Annotated in this window: 17 protein-coding genes; 8 read left to right on the top strand and 9 right to left on the bottom strand. The window is 70.0% G+C overall.

What is annotated here, in order from left to right; genetic code table 11:
• The first annotated feature begins 3 nt into the window (after positions 1–3).
• The gene (locus tag AB2L57_RS00235; protein ID WP_292814564.1) at positions 4–729 is read left to right on the top strand and encodes a Pr6Pr family membrane protein; all 726 of its coding nucleotides are present in this window, start codon (positions 4–6) and stop codon (positions 727–729) included.
• A 165-nt stretch (positions 730–894) separates the two neighbouring features.
• Positions 895–2,337, top strand: a complete 1,443-nt coding sequence (argG, locus tag AB2L57_RS00230) for an argininosuccinate synthase (protein WP_409047776.1) — start codon at positions 895–897, stop codon at positions 2,335–2,337.
• A 25-nt stretch (positions 2,338–2,362) separates the two neighbouring features.
• Here the strand turns inward: argG and AB2L57_RS00225 are convergent, their stop codons facing one another.
• Positions 2,363–2,872 carry an Lrp/AsnC family transcriptional regulator gene (locus AB2L57_RS00225; RefSeq protein ID WP_409047775.1) on the bottom strand — a complete coding sequence of 170 codons (510 nt, stop codon included), beginning with the start codon at positions 2,870–2,872 and terminating at the stop codon, positions 2,363–2,365.
• Positions 2,873–3,002: 130 nt separating this feature from the next.
• Here AB2L57_RS00225 and ald point away from each other — a divergent pair, with 130 nt between their 5' ends.
• Positions 3,003–4,091, top strand: coding sequence for an alanine dehydrogenase (ald, locus tag AB2L57_RS00220; protein WP_409047774.1), 1,089 nt, complete (start codon positions 3,003–3,005; stop codon positions 4,089–4,091).
• A 21-nt stretch (positions 4,092–4,112) separates the two neighbouring features.
• Here the strand turns inward: ald and mnhG are convergent, their stop codons facing one another.
• The 7 genes from mnhG to AB2L57_RS00185 are packed head-to-tail and all read right to left on the bottom strand — an operon-like array spanning position 4,113 to position 11,560.
• Positions 4,113–4,514 (bottom strand): monovalent cation/H(+) antiporter subunit G, encoded by a 402-nt coding sequence (gene mnhG / locus AB2L57_RS00215; protein ID WP_409047773.1) that lies wholly within the window; start codon positions 4,512–4,514, stop codon positions 4,113–4,115.
• A gap of 8 nt (positions 4,515–4,522) precedes the next feature.
• On the bottom strand, positions 4,523–4,789 hold the full coding sequence (locus AB2L57_RS00210) for a monovalent cation/H+ antiporter complex subunit F (RefSeq protein ID WP_292812475.1): 267 nt from the start codon (positions 4,787–4,789) through the stop codon (positions 4,523–4,525).
• The gene (locus AB2L57_RS00205) at positions 4,786–5,370 is read right to left on the bottom strand and encodes a Na+/H+ antiporter subunit E (protein ID WP_292812478.1); all 585 of its coding nucleotides are present in this window, start codon (positions 5,368–5,370) and stop codon (positions 4,786–4,788) included. Before AB2L57_RS00205 ends, AB2L57_RS00210 begins: the two co-directional genes overlap by 4 nt.
• Positions 5,367–6,923: a Na+/H+ antiporter subunit D gene (locus tag AB2L57_RS00200; protein WP_292812480.1), complete on the bottom strand. Its 1,557-nt coding sequence runs from the start codon at positions 6,921–6,923 to the stop codon at positions 5,367–5,369. The genes AB2L57_RS00205 and AB2L57_RS00200 overlap by 4 nt, the downstream gene beginning before the upstream one ends.
• On the bottom strand, positions 6,920–7,480 hold the full coding sequence (locus AB2L57_RS00195; RefSeq protein ID WP_292812482.1) for a Na(+)/H(+) antiporter subunit C: 561 nt from the start codon (positions 7,478–7,480) through the stop codon (positions 6,920–6,922). The genes AB2L57_RS00200 and AB2L57_RS00195 overlap by 4 nt, the downstream gene beginning before the upstream one ends.
• The gene (locus AB2L57_RS00190; protein WP_409047772.1) at positions 7,480–10,419 is read right to left on the bottom strand and encodes a Na+/H+ antiporter subunit A; all 2,940 of its coding nucleotides are present in this window, start codon (positions 10,417–10,419) and stop codon (positions 7,480–7,482) included. The genes AB2L57_RS00195 and AB2L57_RS00190 overlap by 1 nt, the downstream gene beginning before the upstream one ends.
• A gap of 58 nt (positions 10,420–10,477) precedes the next feature.
• On the bottom strand, positions 10,478–11,560 hold the full coding sequence (locus AB2L57_RS00185) for a LacI family DNA-binding transcriptional regulator (protein ID WP_409047771.1): 1,083 nt from the start codon (positions 11,558–11,560) through the stop codon (positions 10,478–10,480).
• A gap of 91 nt (positions 11,561–11,651) precedes the next feature.
• Here AB2L57_RS00185 and AB2L57_RS00180 point away from each other — a divergent pair, with 91 nt between their 5' ends.
• Genes AB2L57_RS00180 through AB2L57_RS00160 form a run of 5 tightly spaced genes read left to right on the top strand, consistent with a single transcriptional unit; the run spans position 11,652 to position 17,755 of the window.
• Positions 11,652–12,908: an MFS transporter gene (locus AB2L57_RS00180; RefSeq protein WP_409047770.1), complete on the top strand. Its 1,257-nt coding sequence runs from the start codon at positions 11,652–11,654 to the stop codon at positions 12,906–12,908.
• A 24-nt stretch (positions 12,909–12,932) separates the two neighbouring features.
• On the top strand, positions 12,933–13,628 hold the full coding sequence (gene nucS, locus AB2L57_RS00175) for an endonuclease NucS (RefSeq protein WP_292812491.1): 696 nt from the start codon (positions 12,933–12,935) through the stop codon (positions 13,626–13,628).
• 40 nt (positions 13,629–13,668) lie between these two features.
• Positions 13,669–14,364 (top strand): HAD hydrolase-like protein, encoded by a 696-nt coding sequence (locus AB2L57_RS00170; RefSeq protein ID WP_409047769.1) that lies wholly within the window; start codon positions 13,669–13,671, stop codon positions 14,362–14,364.
• Positions 14,365–14,374: 10 nt separating this feature from the next.
• Complete coding sequence (locus AB2L57_RS00165) at positions 14,375–15,673, top strand: hypothetical protein (protein WP_409047768.1); 1,299 nt, start codon at positions 14,375–14,377, stop codon at positions 15,671–15,673.
• A 9-nt stretch (positions 15,674–15,682) separates the two neighbouring features.
• Positions 15,683–17,755: a bifunctional lysylphosphatidylglycerol flippase/synthetase MprF gene (locus AB2L57_RS00160; RefSeq protein WP_409047767.1), complete on the top strand. Its 2,073-nt coding sequence runs from the start codon at positions 15,683–15,685 to the stop codon at positions 17,753–17,755.
• Positions 17,756–17,836: 81 nt separating this feature from the next.
• On the opposite strand, the gene AB2L57_RS00155 is transcribed toward AB2L57_RS00160, so the two are convergent.
• Complete coding sequence (locus tag AB2L57_RS00155) at positions 17,837–18,043, bottom strand: cold-shock protein (protein WP_292812501.1); 207 nt, start codon at positions 18,041–18,043, stop codon at positions 17,837–17,839.
• Positions 18,044–18,175 lie beyond the last annotated feature (132 nt).

Below are 18,175 nucleotides of genomic sequence, written 5' to 3'. Positions count from 1 at the left end.
GTCATGCTGTACCCGATCGTTCGACTGCTCGTGGCCGCCGCGGCCGTCGTCGCCGTCTTCGCCCAGTTCGAGCGCTCGCTGAGCCTCGCCCTCGTCAGCCCGACCCCGTACGGCTCTCACATTCCGACGATGGTGACGAACTTCTTCAGCTTCTTCACGATCCAGTCCAACCTCGCCACAGCGGTCGTCCTGGCGATCGCGGCGATCTGGGCGCTGCGCCGCCGACGCGACACCACCCCCGAACCCTGGGGCATCGCCCTCGCCGTCACCTGCGTGACCACCTACATGGTCGTCACCGGAATCGTCTACAACACCCTGCTGCGCGGCATCGAGCAGGCCCCGGGCGCCGTCGTGGGCTGGTCGAACGAGATCCTGCACGTCTGGGTGCCCGTCTTCCTGCTCGTCGACGCCCTCATCGGCTATCGCCGCCGTGCGCTGCCGTGGCGCGCGGCGTTGATCGTGGCGATCTACCCGATCGCGTGGGCCCTGTACACGCTGGTGCGGGCTCCCTACATCACCAACCCGGGCACGGGGGTGCCGTACTGGTACCCGTATCCCTTCCTCGATCCGAACGTCGTCGCCGGCGGATACCTCGGGGTCATCGGGTACGTCGTCGGCATCGCCGTCGCGATCGTCACCGTCGCGTTCGGCGTCGTCGCGGTCGGGCGCTGGCGCGGCGCCCGGGTGGCAGCGTCCCGCACCGCGCCCGGCGTGCAATCGCCGCACTGACCGCACCCACGACAGGAGTCGCGCCGAGAACAGGATCCGCGCGGCACACCGCTCCTGTCCTCGACCCATCTCCTGTTCTCGGCCCATCTCGCCGCTGAAAAGCGGGATGCTGTCGCCACAGCCGTGCGCTGAGTGAGCGCATCCGCCCTCACTAGACTGGAGGCCATGTCGAAGGTCCTCCAGTCCCTGCCCGTCGGCGAGCGCGTCGGCATCGCCTTTTCGGGAGGGCTGGACACCTCCGTGGCCGTCGCCTGGATGCGCGACAAGGGCGCGATCCCCTGCACCTACACCGGCGACCTCGGTCAGCCCGATGAGCCCGACGTCGACGCGGTGCCCGGCCGGGCGCTCGAGTACGGCGCCGAGGTCGCCCGGCTCGTGGACGCCAAGACCGCGCTGGTCGAGGAGGGCTTCGTCGCCCTGGCGTGCGGGGCCTTCCACATCCGCTCGGGTGGTCGCACCTACTTCAACACGACACCGCTCGGGCGCGCCGTCACCGGCACCCTGCTCGTGCGCGCCATGAAGGAGGACGGCGTCGACATCTGGGGCGACGGGTCGACCTACAAGGGCAACGACATCGAGCGCTTCTACCGCTACGGCCTGCTCGCCAACCCCCGCCTGCGCGTCTACAAGCCCTGGCTCGACGCCGACTTCGTCACCGAGCTCGGCGGACGCAAGGAGATGAGCGAATGGCTCGTCGCACACGGTTTCCCGTATCGCGACTCGGCTGAGAAGGCCTACTCGACCGACGCCAACATCTGGGGCGCGACGCACGAAGCCAAGACACTCGAGCACCTGGACGTCTCGCTCGAGACCGTCGAGCCGATCATGGGCGTGCGATTCTGGGACCCCGCGATCACCATCGACACCGAGGACGTCACGGTCACGTTCGAAGCGGGTCGACCCGTCGCGCTCAACGGCACGGAGTACGGCGACCCGGTCGAGCTGGTCCGCCAGGCCAACACGATCGGCGGCCGCCACGGCCTCGGGATGAGCGACCAGATCGAGAACCGCATCATCGAGGCCAAGAGTCGCGGTATCTACGAGGCGCCGGGCATGGCCCTGTTGTTCATCGCCTACGAGCGGCTGGTCAATGGCATCCTCAACGAAGACACCCTGGCGACCTACCACGAGCAGGGCCGGCGCCTCGGTCGCCTGATGTACGAGGGACGCTGGCTCGACCCGCAGTCGCTCATGCTGCGCGACTCGATCCAGAAGTGGGTCGGCACCTCGATCTCGGGATCCGTCACCCTGCGCCTGCGGCGCGGAGACGACTACACGATTCTCGACACGACGGGCTCGACGCTCTCCTACGCGCCGGAGAAGCTGTCGATGGAACGTGTGGGCGACGCCGCCTTCGGGCCCGTCGACCGCATCGGTCAGCTCACGATGCGAAACCTCGACATCGCCGACTCGCGCGCGCGTCTCGAGCAGTACGCGGGCCTGGGCCTCATCGGCGGAGCCACCGGCGCCCTCGTCGGTCGCGTGACGGCGGGCGAGGCCGACGACATCATCGAGAGCGCCGCGCCGCACGATGCCGAGCGGGACGCGCTGGCGGATGCTGTCGAAGAGGCCTCCGAGGGCGCCGCCTTCGATTTCGGCACCGACTGACGGCCGGGCCCGCAGCCCGCTCCGGTCAGCGGAACGGGCTGGCCACCGTGTTGCGGTGGTACTCGAACACGATGCTCGTGCGCGTCGAGGCGACGCTCTGCTGAGCTGAGAGGTGCTCGACGACGAACTCGCGCACCTGGGACGACCCGTCCACCGCGATGTGCACCAGGAAGTCGTCGGTGCCGCCGACGAACCACACCTGCAGCACCTGCGGCAGTCGGCGCACCTCGTCGGCGAACGCGGTGATGCTGCTCTGGCGCGCACCCGGCCGCAGTGTCACACCGATGATCGCCTGCAGGCCCTTTCCCAGCGAGCGCTGATCGATGCTGGCGTGGAACCCCGTGATGACGCCACGCTCGGTCAGGGCCCGCACCCGCGCGTGCGCCGTGGAAGGCGCCACCCCGAGAGCTGTTGCGAGGTCGGCGTTGGTCATGCGCCCGTCACGGGCGAGAGCTGCGACGATCTGAGCGTCGATCTCATCCAGCCCCTCCGTCCGAAGATCCTTCGCCGACGGGCCCGTCCTGCGGTCGTTCATGCCATTCAGACTAGCTTGACGTGCCTACCCTCCGAAGGATCGTCGTCCGTAACCCCATCGAAACGAAGATCCTGCAAAAGTACCGACAACACCCGCGCTCTCCCGCACTCACCTGACCGAAGGGCCCGCCATGCGGATCGGCATCCCCACTGAGATCAAGAACAACGAGAACCGTGTCGCGATCACCCCGGCAGGAGTGGACGCGCTCGTCGTGCGGGGACACGAGGTGCGTGTGCAGGCGGGCGCCGGGACGGGTTCGCGCATCTCCGACGAGCAGTACGCGGCTGCAGGGGCCACGATCGTGTCTTCCGCGGACGATGTGTGGGCCGAGGCCGATCTGCTCGTCAAGGTCAAAGAACCCGTCGCGGCGGAGTACACGCACCTGCGCCCGGACCTGGCGCTCTTCACCTACCTGCATCTCGCGGCGGACCGCCCGCTCACCGACGCCCTGCTGGCGGCGGGCACCACCGGCATCGCTTACGAGACCGTCCAGCTGCCGGACCGCAGCCTCCCGCTGCTCACGCCCATGAGCGAGGTCGCCGGCCGACTCTCGATCACGGTCGGCTCCTACTCGCTGATGCGGGCGGCGGGCGGCCGTGGCACCCTGCTCGGGGGGATCGCCGGCACGCCCCGCGCGCGCGTGGTGGTGATCGGCGGCGGGGTGGCCGGCGAGCACGCGGCGGCGAATGCTCTGGGGCTGGGCGCCGAGGTCACGGTCATCGACGTGTCGCTGCCGCGGCTGCGCGAACTCGAGAAGCGCTACGGCGGCGCCCTGCAGACCCGCGCGTCGAGCCGCTACGAGATCGCGGAACAGGTGGCCACTGCCGACCTCGTGATCGGGTCCGTGCTGATCCCGGGCGCCGCGGCACCGAAGCTCGTGACCGACGACATGGTCGCGACCATGAAACCCGGTTCCGTGCTGGTGGACATCGCGATCGACCAGGGCGGCTGTTTCGAGGGCTCCCGACCCACGACCCACGACGACCCGACGTTCGCGGTGCATGACTCGCTCTACTACTGCGTCGCCAACATGCCCGGCGCGGTACCCGAGACCTCCACCCGCGCACTCACCAACGCGACCCTGCCCTACGTGTGCGCCCTCGCCGACAAGGGCTGGCAGCGCGCGACCGCCGAAGACCCCGCGCTGGCCCTGGGGCTCAACACCCGCGCGGGAGAGATCACGAACCCGGGCGTCGCCGCCGCACACGCCGCTCGCTGAGTCGCGGCCGCCGTTTCGGCCTCATCCGCCCGAGGCGGGCGGTGTCTCCTGCGCGTCGCGCAGCTCATCGGAGAACAGCGCGTTCTCGTCGAACGTGCCGTTGCGATACGCCGCCCGCGCGACCATGTGCGCCGAGAGCGGCGCCGTCGCGAGCTGGAACAGCACGACCGGCACGAGCGTCGCGACCACCGGCCACGACCGCAGCGACAGCGCGATCGCGAGACAGATCAGCATGAGGCCGAGCACCTGCGGCTTGGTCGCGGCGTGCAGTCGCGACGGCACATCGCGCAGGCGCAGCAGGCCGATCGACGCCGTCAGACACAGCAGCGCCCCGATGAGCACGAGGACGACGGCCGCTCCGTCGGCGATGAGAAGCCAGTCGAAGGCCCCGCCCGCATCCGCGGCGGCGGCGAGTGTGGTCACAGCATCCGTCATCTGGGGTTGTCCCTCCGGGCGACGAAGCGGGCGACGGAGATCGAGCCGAATACGCCCACCGCGGCGATGATCAGCAGCGTCGGCAGGCTTCGAGTGTGCTGGTTGATGGCCATCTCGGCGCCGATCACGCACATGATCTCGGTCAGCAGCACGTCGGCCGCGACGACGCGGTCGAGGATCGAGGGCCCGATGACGATGCGCACCAGCGCGAGCACGGCGGCGATCGCGAAGACCACCAGGGCGATGACGATGACGATGTTCATACCGGCGCACTCCCGTGACGCGGCGTGTCGACGGTGGCGGCGCGGATCTTCGCCAGCTGCGCTCCCGAGCCCACGGCGCGGACGATTCGCGCCTCCCAGCCCAGCACCGCGCGGCGCTGTGCCTCGATGTCGTCCTGCGACCGCACGCCGATGACGTGCAGGTAGAGCATGCGGCGATCCCGGTCGGCCTCGACGATGAGCGAACCCGGGATCAGCGAGGCGGTCACACCCGTGTGGGTCATGATGAGGTCGTCGTCGACGCGCAGCTGCACGGCGATCACCGCCGCTCCGGGCTGCTTTCGGAAATCGAGCACCTGCCACGCGACGAGCAGCGACCCGCGCACGACCGCCGCGAGGAAGGTGACGACGAAGACGAGTCCGAACCACAGGTTCAGCCGGCCCGACAGCTCGACAGGCGGGAGGCGGAAGACGCGTGTCACGACGATCGCGACGACGAGGCCGGTGACGAAGGCCAGCACGGTGAACTGCCCCCACATCAGCATCCACAGGGCGATCAGCCAGACGAAGAACGGCAGCTGCACCCAGAGGTGCTCGAGCATGGGCCGCCGGTCGGGACTCATTGCGCCGCCTCCTCGTCCTCGAGCTGCACGATCATGACCGGTTCGGCCAGTGCGGAGCCCGCGCGCATGCACAGGTCCATCAGGGGGCCCGCGAAGATCGTCAGCGCGACCGTGACGGCGACCATGGATGCTGTCGCCGCGGTCATGATGCGGGGGATGACGCGGCGCTCCGTCTCGACGGCCGCGGCAGGTGCGTTACCCAGGTACGCGATCCGCGCCTCGGTCTCGGCCGAGTCCTCCTCCTCGCGCCAGAACGAGAGGTTCCAGGCGCGCATGAGGGCATAGAGGGTCAGGAGCGAGGTCACGATGCCGCCGACGATGAGCACCATCATGACCGGGGTGCCCACCTCGGCGGCCGCATCGAACAGCGCGAACTTGCCGACGAACCCGGAGAAGGGCGGCAGCCCCCCGAGGTTGACCGCCGGGATGAAGTAGAGCACGGCGATGATCGGGGCGGCCCGCATCAGACCCTTCACCCGCAGGATGGACGTGCTTCCGGCGCGACGCTCAACAAGCCCCACGGCGAGGAACAGCGTGGTCTGCACGATGATGTGGTGGACCATGTAGTAGATCGTGGCGCCGTACGCCGCAGGGGTCGCGATCGCGAGCCCGAAGATCATGTAGCCGACGTGGCTGACGAGGGTGAACGAGAGGATCCTCTTCAGCTCGGCCTGCGCCACCGCGCCCAGGACGCCGACGATCATCGTCGCGAGTGCGATGACCATCAACAGCAGGTTGACATCGCTGTCGGCGAACAGCTGCGTCTCGGTGCGGATGATCGCGTAGACGCCGACCTTGGTCAGCAAGCCCGCGAATACCGCCGTCACCGGAGCCGGCGCCGTCGGATACGAGTCGGGCAGCCAGAACGACAGCGGGAAGACCGCCGCCTTGATCGAGAAGGCGACGAGCAGCATGAGGTGCAGCACGAGCTGGACCTCGGGCGGCATCTCGGTCATGCGGTCGGCGATCTGCGCCATGTTGACTGTGCCGAGCGAGGCATAGATCATCGCGATCGCGGCGAGGAACAGGATCGAGGAGACGAGCGAGACGACGATGTAGACCACACCCGTGCGGATGCGCGACTCGGTGCTGCCGAGGGTGATCAGCACGTACGAGGCGACGAGCAGGATCTCGAATCCGACGTAGAGGTTGAACAGGTCGCCCGCGATGAAGGCGTTGAAGATGCCCGCGGCGAGGATCAGGTAGGACGGGTAGAAGATCGAGACCGGTGTCTCACTGTCGCCGTCCGCGGCCCCCTGGCCGACGGAGAAGAGCAGCACCGCGATCAGCACGACGCTCGAGACGAGCACGAGCAGCGCGGCGAGCCGATCGACGTACAGCACGATTCCGACCGGGATCGGCCAGCCTCCCACCGACACGGCCAACGGGGTGCCCTGGTCGACGGTCGCGAGAAGCACCGCCGCGATCACCAGCACGACCGCGAGCGTGACGATCGAGATCAGCACCTGCAGGCGCGGCCGTCGACCGAAGACCAGCGTCACCGCCGCCCCGAGCAGAGGGACGGTCACAAGGAGAGGAACCAGTGCGCTCATGCGTCCCTCCCCTCCGTCGTCGTGCTGCCGGTGTCGTCGTCGCCGCCCGGGCGCCGATACGGACGATCGGTGGGGGCGTCATCGCGCAGCGCCGGGAAGTCCCGGCTCTGCAGCACCGTGATCGGCGCGGTGTCGACTCCCACGAAGTCGGTGGATGCCTCGGCCTCGGCGCCCTCGTCGTCCATGACGTCCTCGTCCTCGACACCGCGCTCGCGCAGGGCGATGTCGGCCTCGTCGTCGAAGACGGTGTCGGCCTGGCCCAGCTGCCACGAGCGGTAGATGAGGGCGAGGAGGAACGCGGACACCGCGAAGGTGATGACGATGGCGGTGAGGGTGAGGGCCTGCGGCAGGGGGTCGGACATGTCGGTGAAGGCCCCGTCACCCGTGAACGGGGCGATGCCCGGGGCGCCCATGACGATCAGCAGCAGGAGGTTCGCGGCGTTGCCCAGCAGGAGGAAGCCGATGAGCACGCGCGTGAGGCTGCGCTCGAGCATCGCGTAGACGCCGCACGCGAACAGAGCGGCCATCACGATGATGAGGATGAGCGAGACGTCCATCAGGCGCGCACCTCCCTCGGGCGCTGGGACTGCGGCTGCGCCTGGCGGTCGACCTCGGCGCCGAGGCTGCGCAGCACGTCGAGGACAAGCCCGATCACGACGAGGTAGACACCGACGTCGAAGATCGTCGATGTGACGAACTCGATGTGGCCGATCACGGGGATCTCACCCGCGAAATACGTGCTCGTGAGCGGCGCTGCTCCGAAGAACACCGGCACGATCGCGCACGCGACGGCCAGGGTCATGCCCACGCCCAGCAGCATTCCCGCGTCGGTGGGGGCGGCGACCCCCAGCTCGTAGCGACCACCGGCGACGTATCGCATGACCAAGGCCATGCCGGCGACGAGCCCGCCCGCGAAACCGCCACCCGGCAGATTGTGCCCCGCGAAGAGCAGATAGATGGACACGACGATGATCGAGTGGAACAGCACCCGCACGATGACCTCGAGCAGAAGCGACCGATTCTCGGGACGCAGCCGCTGACCACCCAGCAGCCACGCGCGCTGCCGGGTGGGGGTGGGCGTCGCGCCCGTCTGCGGGCGCGGGCCGTCGATCGTCTCGACGAGCGGGCGGCGCAGTCCGCGGCCGGCCGGGACCGAGGGCAGTCCCGAGGTGAGGGTCTGGAGGTTGTCACGGCGGTCGGTGACGAACACGAGCGAAGCCACGCCTGTCGCGGCGAGGATCAGCACCGAGAGCTCGCCCATCGTGTCCCAGCCGCGGATGTCGACGAGGGCGACGTTGACGACGTTGCGGCCGTGCCCGATCTCGTAGGCGAGCTCGGGCCAGTCCACCGACACGGGGTCGTGGATGCGGGCGCCCGTGGCGATGATCGCGACCATCGCCATCGTGGCGCCGACGCCGATGGCGAGGATCGCTCGCGCCACGGGCGCGACGGAGGCGTTGTGATCCCCCATCTGGGCGGGCAGGCGTCGCAACACGAGTGCGAACGCGACCAGGGTGACCGTCTCGATCAGCACCTGCGTGATCGCGAGGTCGGGCGCACCGCTCGTGGCGAACAGCAGCACCATGCCCAGGCCCGTCACCGAGACGAGGACGACACCGGTGTAGCGCTTGCGCGCCCGGACCGCCATGATTCCCGCGGCGATCATGAACGGCGCCGCGAGCACCTGCCACGGCGACTGCCAGGCTTCGAGCTGAGTGCGCCATCCCGGAGACGAGAGGATCGCCGTGCCCTCCGCCGCGACCAGCACGACGAAGATCGTGCCGACGTAGATCGGCAGCGACCCTCGCTGAGTGAACGTCGTCGTCACGACCGAGAGCCGGTCGATCAGACGCAGGGCGCCGTTGTAGGCGTCCGCCGACGTGAACGGCAGCACGCGGCGGCGGGTGTCCCACGCGAGCGCGCGGGCCGCCACGAAGACCAGAGCCCCCGCAGCGAGTGTGCCGAGAGAGAGGAACAGAGCCGGCTCGAGACCGTGCCAGAGCGCGAGGTGATACGCGTATTCGGGCGCCGCCAGTCCCGCGGGCGCCGCGGGAGCGGTGTCGGCATATCGGGCGAGCGCGACATCCAGCCACGGTGCGGCGAAGCCGCCGACGAGAGAGAGCGCCGCCAGCACCACCGGCGCAGCCAGGAATCCGAGCGGAGGGTCGGGCCATTCTGTGGGCGCGACTGCCCGCTTGGTGCCGAAGGCTCCCCACAGGAAGCGCAGTCCGTACGCCATCGTGAGGGTCGACCCGAGCAGCACGCCGATGAGGGCGACGAGACCCCACACCGATCCGGCGATGCTCGCATCAAGGAGCGCGGTGAGCGCGCCTTCTTTCGCGACGAAGCCCAGGGTCGGGATGAACCCGACCATGGAGGCGATCGCCACAAGCGATGCCACGGCCATGACCGGCGCCTGGCGCCAGAGCCCGGAGAGCTCGTCGATGTCGCGGGTAGAGAGCTGTCGGTCGATCACGCCCACGATGAGGAAGAGACACGACTTGAACAGGGCGTGCCCGAGGAGCATCGCCAGGCCCGCCAGCGCGGCATCGCGGGTGCCGAAGCCGAGCACGACGGTGAGCAGGCCGAGCTGGCTGACCGTGCCGAACGCGAGGATGCGCTTGAGGTCGCGTTCGCGCAGGGACTGCAGCCCGCCCAGCAGCATCGTGAAGACCCCGAGCGAGATCACGACCGGACGCCAGACCGAGTCGTCGGCGAAGGTCGGGGCGAAGCGGGCGATCAGGTAGATGCCGGCCTTGACCATCGCGGCCGCGTGCAGGTACGCGCTCACGGGCGTCGGCGCCGACATCGCGCCGGGCAGCCAGAAATGGAACGGGAAGATGGCCGACTTGCTGAGCGCCCCCACGAGCACGAGGACGAGCGCCGCCTCGATGACCGGGCCCGACGGCGAGAGCGCCAGGATCGTCGAGAGGCTGGACGTGCCGGTGTCGACCACGAGAAGCACGACGCCGATCAGCATGACCAGTCCGCCGAGGGTCGTCACCAGCAGCGCCTGCAGTGCCGAGCGCCGGCTGGCGGAACGCTGGTGGTAATAGCCGATGAGCAGGTAGGAGAGGACGCTCGTGATCTCCCAGAACATCACGAGCACGACGATGTCGTCGGTGAGGACGAGGCCGTACATCGCTCCCGCGAACGCCAGCAGAACCGCCGCGAACTGTCCGACTCCCTCGGTCTTGCCCCTGAAGTACCAGCGGCAGTAGAGCATCACGAGCGCACCGACACCCGTGACGATCAGCGCCATGATCCAGCCCAGCGTGTCCATGCGCATCGACAACGAGATCCCGAGCGACGGGATCCAGGAGTATTCCTCGAACGGAATGCCACCGGAGATGATCTCGGGTCCCCGCAGTGCGGCGTCGGCGAAGGCGATGATCGGCAGCACCGCGGCGGCGTAGAACGCACGCGCACCCAATAGGCGGACCAGCCAGGGCAGGACGATGGGAGCGAGTGCGAACGCGGCGAGAATCAGCAGCATAGGCGTCCTCTCGGGCTCGTCGGCCGGGGCGGCTCAGAAGGTGGACGTCCGTGCCATTCTACGTGAGGCTCGGGGGCGGTCCCGTCGTATTGCCGGCACGGAACTCGCAGGTGAAGCGCAGCGACACCCCGGCGCCCCCCTCCAGCATCCGCACCACTGCCTCGCCCGCGGCTCGCCCCTTGGCCGTCGAGGGCTGCACGAGCGTCGTCAGCTCGTAGGGGGCGAAACCGTCGAGTGAGATGCCGTCGAAGCCGGTCACGCTGAGATCCTCGGGAATCCGGATGCCCCGCTCCTCCGCCGACCGGATGACGCCCGCGGCGAGGAGATCGCTCTGCGCGATCACGGCGGTCGGGCGCGCATCGGAGTCGGCGAGGATCATCCGCCCGGCCTGCAGCCCTTCGTCGATGCGGCTGGCCGCGGCGATGTGGACGGGCGCGTCGGGGAACACATCCCGCGCACCGGCGAGTCGTTCTTTCGTCACCTCGATCGCGGGCACGCGCGGATCACCGGGCTCGAGGATGCCGCGTTCACGACGGCCGTCGAAGGGCAGCGTCACGATGGCCGCGCGCGAGTGACCGAGCGTGCGCAGGTGGCTCGCGGCCTGCCGCTGCGCCTCGCGGTTATCGAGCTCGATGCGCGGGATGCCGGGGCCGGCGTCTCCCTCCATCACGATGACCGGGATGCCGCGTGCCCGGAGGATCTCGAGCGACTCGGTGAGCCTGCGGCTGCAGCCGACGAGCACGACGGCGTCGACCGGCGCAGAGCGCAGGGAGAGCGCGCCGGTCGTCTCGGTCGGCGCGTCACCGGTCGGCGGGGGATCGTCCCGCAGAAGCAGCAGCCCCGCCCCCAGCGGGGCGACGCCCTCGGCCAGGCCGTCCATCATGTGGGTGTTCACGGGATCCAGGAAGGCCGCCCCGAGGTGCTCTTCGAACACGACGCCCACGATGCCGCTGCGCCCGCGTCTCAGGGACGCCGCCCGCGGGTCCGGGCCGCGGTAGCCCAGGGCCGCGGCGGCTTCGAGGACGCGCGCCTTCGTGGCCGGCGCGACGGCGGCGTTGCCGCTGAAGACCACGGACGCGGTCGAGGGCGAGACCTGCGCCGCGCGCGCCACATCGGCGATCGTGGGTCTGCGTGCGCTCATCGACTCCTCCGATGCTCGGCGCGCGGGGCGCGCGCACTGATCGTACCCGGCCTGTCGCTCGCGATCGAATCGATTCGATAGACTCCCCGGCATGAGCACCACCCCCACCGTCGACGCACGCACGCTCGTGCGCTGGCGCGCGGCCGTCTTCGCGATCTTCACCGCGAGCGGCCTGTCCATCGCCACCTGGGCGTCTCGGGTTCCCGCCATCAAGCAGACACTCGGCGTCGACAACATCCAGGTCGGCATGATGCTGCTGGGAGCCGGGATCGCCTCGATCGTCGGCCTCTCGCTGGCCTCGGTCGTGCTCGCGCGTTTCGGCGCCCGCAAGGGGATGCTGGGCGCCATGCTCCTCTTCGCGGTCGGTGTCGCGGTGATCGGGGTCGGCACCGACATCGCGCAGTCCTACGCCCTGGTGGTCACGGGCCTCGTCCTGTTCGGCATGGGCAACGGTGCGGTGGACGTGATGATGAACGTCGAGGGGGCGGCGATCGAGAAGCAGCTCAACAAGACGATCCTGCCGCTCTTCCACGCCTTCTTCAGCTTCGGCACGGTGATCGGCGCCGGACTCGGCGTAGCCGCCGTAGCCGCGGGACTGGACGTGCTGGCGCACACCGCCGTCATCGCCGTCAGCATCGTCGTCCTCGCGTTCGTGAGCATCGCGAACGTCCCCGCACGGGCCGCGGCCATGGATCCCGACGCGGCCGACGCGCCCGCGGAGCCGAAGACGGCGTGGCGCGAACGCCTGCACATCGCGCTGTCGGCCTGGCGGGAGCCTCGCACGTACGCCCTCGGCGTGGTGATGCTGGGCATGGCCTTCGCCGAGGGCGGGGCCAACGACTGGCTGGCACTCGGGATGGTCGAGGGCCACGGCGCGGATCAGGCGCTGGGCGCCGCGGGGCTCGCGGTCTTCTCGATCAGCATGACGGTGGTGCGCGTCGCCGGCGGACCGCTCGTCGACCGCTTCGGTCGCGTCGCGACGCTGCGCGTGCTCGCCGTCACGGCCGCGACGGGTCTTCTGCTGTTCATCCTCGCCCCGAGCGTCCCGCTCGTGTTCGTCGGCGCCGCGCTCTGGGGCGCGGGGATATCGCTCGGCTTTCCGCTGGGAATGTCGGCCGCGGCCGACGACCCCGAGAAGGCGGCGGCGCGGGTCAGCGCGGCCGCCGCGATCGGCTACATCGCCTTTCTGTGCGGTCCGCCGATCCTCGGCATCATCAGCGAACGAGTGGGCCTGCTGAACACCCTCTACGTGCTGGTCGTCCTCATCGTCGCCTCCGGGCTCGCGTCGCGTGCGGCCCGACCGCTGCCCGGCGCCCACGTCGGCGAGGGGCACCGGCGCTCGCACTGACCTCGACGCGTCTAGGCTCGTCGGGTGCGTCTCGTCATCGCCCGCTGCTCGGTCGACTACACCGGCCGGCTCAACGCCCACCTGCCTCTCGCGACCCGGCTGCTGGTGCACAAGGGCGACGGCAGCCTTCTGGTGCACTCCGACGGCGGCTCCTACAAGCCGCTGAACTGGATGAGCCCGCCGTGTTCGCTCACGGTCGAGGCGCCCAGCGAGGACGCGGCGTCGGCGGGTGTGATCGAGCAGTGGCGCGTTGCGCACGCCAAGACCGGAGACGCGCTGATGGTCAGCATCTACGAGGTCCTCCACGACTCCTCGCACGAGCTCGGCATCGATCCGGGCCTGCAGAAGGACGGCGTCGAGTCCGACCTGCAGCGCCTGCTCGCCGAGCAGGTCTCGCTCATCGGCGACGGCGTGACTCTCGTGCGCCGCGAGTTCCCGACGGCGATCGGTCCCGTAGACCTGCTCCTGCGCGATCCGGCGGGCGGCACGATCGCCGTCGAGGTCAAGCGTCGCGGCGACATCGACGGTGTCGAGCAGCTCACCCGCTATCTCGAACTGCTCGGCCGCGACCCGCACCTCGCCCCCGTCACCGGCGTCTTCGCCGCCCAGGAGATCAAGCCGCAGGCGCGCGTGCTCGCCACCGATCGCGGGATCCGCTGCGTCACCCTCGACTACGACGACATGAAGGGCATCGAGTCGGGGGTTCCGCGCCTGTTCTGAGGACGCATCGACAACGCCCGCAGCGACCTAGGCTGGAGGCATGCCTCCCGAGTCCCCCTGGTCCTGCATCCTGTGGGACGTCGACGGCACGATCGTCGACGCGTCCGACGGCATCCTGCATCGCCTGACCGTCACCCTCGAGCACTTCGGCCGGCCCGCGCCCACGCGGGCAGAGCTCGTGCACTGGATCGGGCCGCCGATGTTCGATTCCTTCCAGGCGCAGGCCGGTATGGATGCCGAGCTCGCCGCCACCGCGGTCGCCTGGTACCGCGAGCTGGGCCGTGCCGAGGGCTACACGACCGGTGCGCGCCTGTTCCCCGGCGTCGCCGAGCTGATCCACGACCTCGATCGGGCGGGCGTCCCGCAGGCGACGGCGAGCAGCAAACCGGAACGCCAGGTGCACGTGCTGATGGAGCATTTCGGGCTGGCACCCGCCTTCGCCACGATGGCCGGGGCGACGCCCGACGAGCGCACGCTCGCCACCAAGGCCGACATCGTCGCCGAGGCCCTGCGTCGGCTGCGCATCGACGGCATCGACACCTCGCGGCCCGTCCTCGTCGGCGACCGCCACCACGACATCGACGGCGGCGCCGTGCACGACGTGCCCGTCATCTTCGTCCGCTGGGGCTTCAGCTGGCCGCACGAGTCCGAGGGTGCGTCGGCCGTGGCTGACGACATCCACGATCTGCGGGCTCTCCTGCTGCCCGCCGCGTCGGTCGAACCCGCCCGGCCGTGATCGACCAGCCGTGATCGAGATCGCCGGGGCCGCGCTGGGCTGGGTGATCCCGGCCGTCGTGGTCTTCGGTGCGACCGCCCTGCTGATCGTCGCGACGGTCTGGGCTGTGCGCCGCGCGCGTGCCGGCGCGGGCGCCAGGGCGCGGGCAGAAGACGAGCGGACCCGCGCGGGCACGACACTCGTCGAACTCGACGACGCCGTCGCGGAGCTCGATCTCGAGGTCGGGCTCTCCGGGGCCCTCTACGGCGGCGACGGCGCGGCGCCCCTGCGTCGGGCGCGCATGCGCGCCCAGCATGCGCGGGACCGGGCGTTCGACGACTACCGTCGCGCCGCCGACCCCGCCACGCCGGTGCCCGAGGCGCGCGGGATCGCGCGCCGCGTACGTGAGCAGGCACAGCGCGCGCTGTCCGAGGTGCAGTCCGCGCGCCGCGCCCATGCGTCGTGGGTTGCAGCCCATGCCTCGGCCGCCGATCAGCTCGCGGCCGTCGAGCGGCGCTGGCACGAGCTGCACGACCGGATCGGCGATCCCCGCGCCCTGCTGCGCGAGCTCGAGCGCCGCGTCGACCCCGACGAGAGCCGGGATGTCGCCGACGCGGCCGCCGCGATCGAGCACTGCATCTCCGAGTCACGACGGCAGATCGATGCCGCCCGCGCCCTCGTGGCCGACCCCTCTCATACGGCACTCCCCGCGATCGCCGCCGCCGAGCGTGCGCTGCGGGCGGCGGAGGACGCTGAACGGCGGCTCGAGGAGTCGCATCGGCTGGTGATGCAGGCAGCGGAGGCGTTCGCCGGCGAGATCGACTCCGCACGGGAGGCGATCTCGGGCGCACTCGGCCTGCGTGAAGGTGTGGCCGGCGAGCAGGCCGAGGCTCTCGCGCGAGAGATCCGCGCAGCGGACGAGGAGCTGTCCCGGATCTCGTCGAATGGAGCGCGCCGGCCGGTCGCCGCCGTGGATGCGGTCGCGAGAATGCGCACGCGTCTCGACCTCGCGCTGGGCGACGCCCGAACGGCGCAGCAGAGGATGCGCGGCGCGCGCACGGCGCTTCCCGGCGCTCTGGCCTCCGCGCGCGCCTCGCTGGCTCGCGCGGAGGCCGATCTCGCGGCTTCGGGGGCGGGTGCCCAGGCGCGCGTGCGCGTCGCCGACGCCCGTGATGCGCTCGCGCACGCGCGCACCGTGGGCGATCCCGTCGAAGCCCTCGATGCGGCGCGCCGGGCGCTGCGCCACGCCGACGACGCTCGGGCGCTGTGCGCCTACGCGCGTCTCGGTCGGCCCGGCGGGGGATCCGCTCCCGGACGGTCGCCTCGATAGCCTGATCGCGTGAGCGCCCCCACCGCGACCCCCTCGCCTGCCCGCCACCCGATCGTGCGCACCCTGCGCGCAGCGCCCGCGAGCATCGCCCTCGTCGCGATCCTCCTCGTCGTCGGCGTCGCCGGGGGTGGACTGTGGACGCCTGCGATCGAGCAGGACTGGTTCGCGGCGATCGCCTACGGGCTCCCCGCGCTCGAGGAGGGTCGGTGGTGGACCCCGATCACGGGAACCTTCTTCGTCGCGTCGCCGTGGGTCTACGTGCCGACCCTGCTCAGCGTCGCCGGCATGGTCTTCGTCGAGATGCGTCGCGGCTCGCGCGTGGCGATGCTGTACTTCGGGTTCGGGCAGCTGTTCGCGATCTTCGCCGCCGCCGCGTTCCTCATGATCGGTCAGCTACTCCCCTGGCCGTGGGCGCAGGAGCTCGCGCAGGTGCTCGATGTGGGCCCGTCGGGCGGCACGATGGCCTGCATCGCCGCCGCCGTGGGGCTGTTCGCCGCTCCCTGGCGTCAGCGCGGCTGGGTGATCGTCTTCGTGTACGCCGCGATCAGCCTCTTCCTCCTCGGCGAACTCGCCGACGTCGAGCACGCCTTCGCGATCGCGCTCGTCCTCATGGTCGATCGCTCCTTCCGCATCCAGCGCACCACGATCCGAGAGCAGCGACTGATCGCCTTCGTCGGCATCCTGGCTCTCGGGGTCATCCAGATCCTGACCCTGCTGCTGCCCACGGACGGCCCGTTCGGCCCCACGGCGCCTCTCGAGGGTCCCTGGCTCGATGTCGCGATCGACGCCGCCGTCATCCTGCTCGTCGCGCGGGGACTGAGACTCGGACGGCGATGGGCGTGGGTGCTCACGCTGATCTGGTCGGCCGTCAATCTTCTGCTGGCTCTCACCCTCGTCGTCCTCTTCGTCATCGCCCCGGCCGACATGCACGAGACCTACGGCGATCCCGATGTCTCCTTCGCCACATCGGTCCTGTGGGCCCTGTTCTTCGTCTATCTGCTCATGGTCCGTCGTGCGTTCCGCGCCCGCCGCGGCAAGCGCTTGGGCACCGCGGCGGGCGCGAGCTCGGACGAGGTCAAGAACCTGATCCGCGCCGACGGCGGCGGCACCCTGTCGTGGATGGCGACCTGGGAGGGGCTTCGGTATCTGCGCACGGGCGAGGGGATCGTGCCCTTCCAGGAGCGACTCGGGGTCGCCATCGCCCTCGCCGACCCGCTCGGGCCTGCAGCATCCATTCCCGCCTCGGTGGAGGAGTTCGTCCGGCGCACCGAGGGCGAAGGGCTGATCCCCTGCTTCTTCAGCTGCGGCACGCCCACCCGTGACGCGATGCCCGCCGGATGGCGTTCGCTGGTCATCGCCGACGACACGATCGTCGACCTCGAAGGGCTCGCCTTCACCGGAAAGTCCTGGTCGTATGTGCGCCAGGCCCTCAACCGCGGTGCGCGCGACGGCATGACGTTCCGGCTGACCACTCTCGGCGCCGAGCCCTGGGGCGTGCGCCAGCAGCTGCGGGCGATCTCCGAGTCGTGGGTCGGTGACAAGGGTCTGCCCGAGATGCGCTTCACGCTCGGAACGCTGCAGGAGGCCGAGGACCCCGAGGTCCGGCTCGCCCTCGCGATCTCACCCTCCGGGGACGTCGACGGCTTTCTCTCGTGGTTGCCCGTCTTCGGCCCGGGAGGTGTGCACCGGGGATGGACCCTCGACCTCATGCGCCGTCGCGACGGTGGCTTCGGCCCCGTCATGGAATACCTCATCGGGTCCTCGGCTCGCGACTTCGCAGAGGAGGGAGCTGAGGTGATGTCGCTCTCGGGCGCTCCGCTCGCGCACGAGGCGCGCCCCGAAGAGGGCGTCATCGCGCAGCTGCTCGGACAGCTTTCGCAGTCGCTCGAGCCCGTGTACGGGTTCCGCTCCCTGCACCGGTTCAAGACGAAGTTCAATCCGCGCTACGAGCCGATCCATCTGCTCTACCGCGACGAGGGCGACCTCACACGCATCGCCGCCGGCCTCACGCGCGCGTTCCTGCCCGACGCCACGCTACGACAGTTCGCCGCAGCGGGAGTGGACATGATCCGGCGCGACTGATCAGCGCCCCGCTCTCGGCCGGGCGCGAAAAAACGCGCCCCCCGCACGGATGCGAGAGGCGCGTTTCGAGTCGATCGGCCCTCAGATGGGGCGGATGTTCTCGGCCTGCAGACCCTTGGGGCCCTGAGCCGTCTCGAACTCGACGCGCTGGTTCTCCTCGAGCGAGCGGTAGCCGCCCGCCTGGATCGCCGTGTAGTGCGCGAAAACGTCGGCGCCGCCCTCATCAGGAGCGATGAAACCGAAACCCTTCTCGGAGTTGAACCACTTGACGGTTCCCGTGCTGGACATGCCTTGCCATTCTCTTCAGCCCGCAAACTCTGGTGCATACGGGGTTGTGATATCTCACGCTACCCTCCGTCGCCCCCGAATTGCGAGACGATTTTCGAAGGTGACGCAAATAGCAGCCCCCACCGTCTCGCT

Source organism: Microbacterium sp. HA-8, assembly GCF_046111165.1.
Taxonomy (GTDB): domain Bacteria; phylum Actinomycetota; class Actinomycetes; order Actinomycetales; family Microbacteriaceae; genus Microbacterium.
This window is presented reverse-complemented; position numbering and strand designations above follow the sequence as displayed.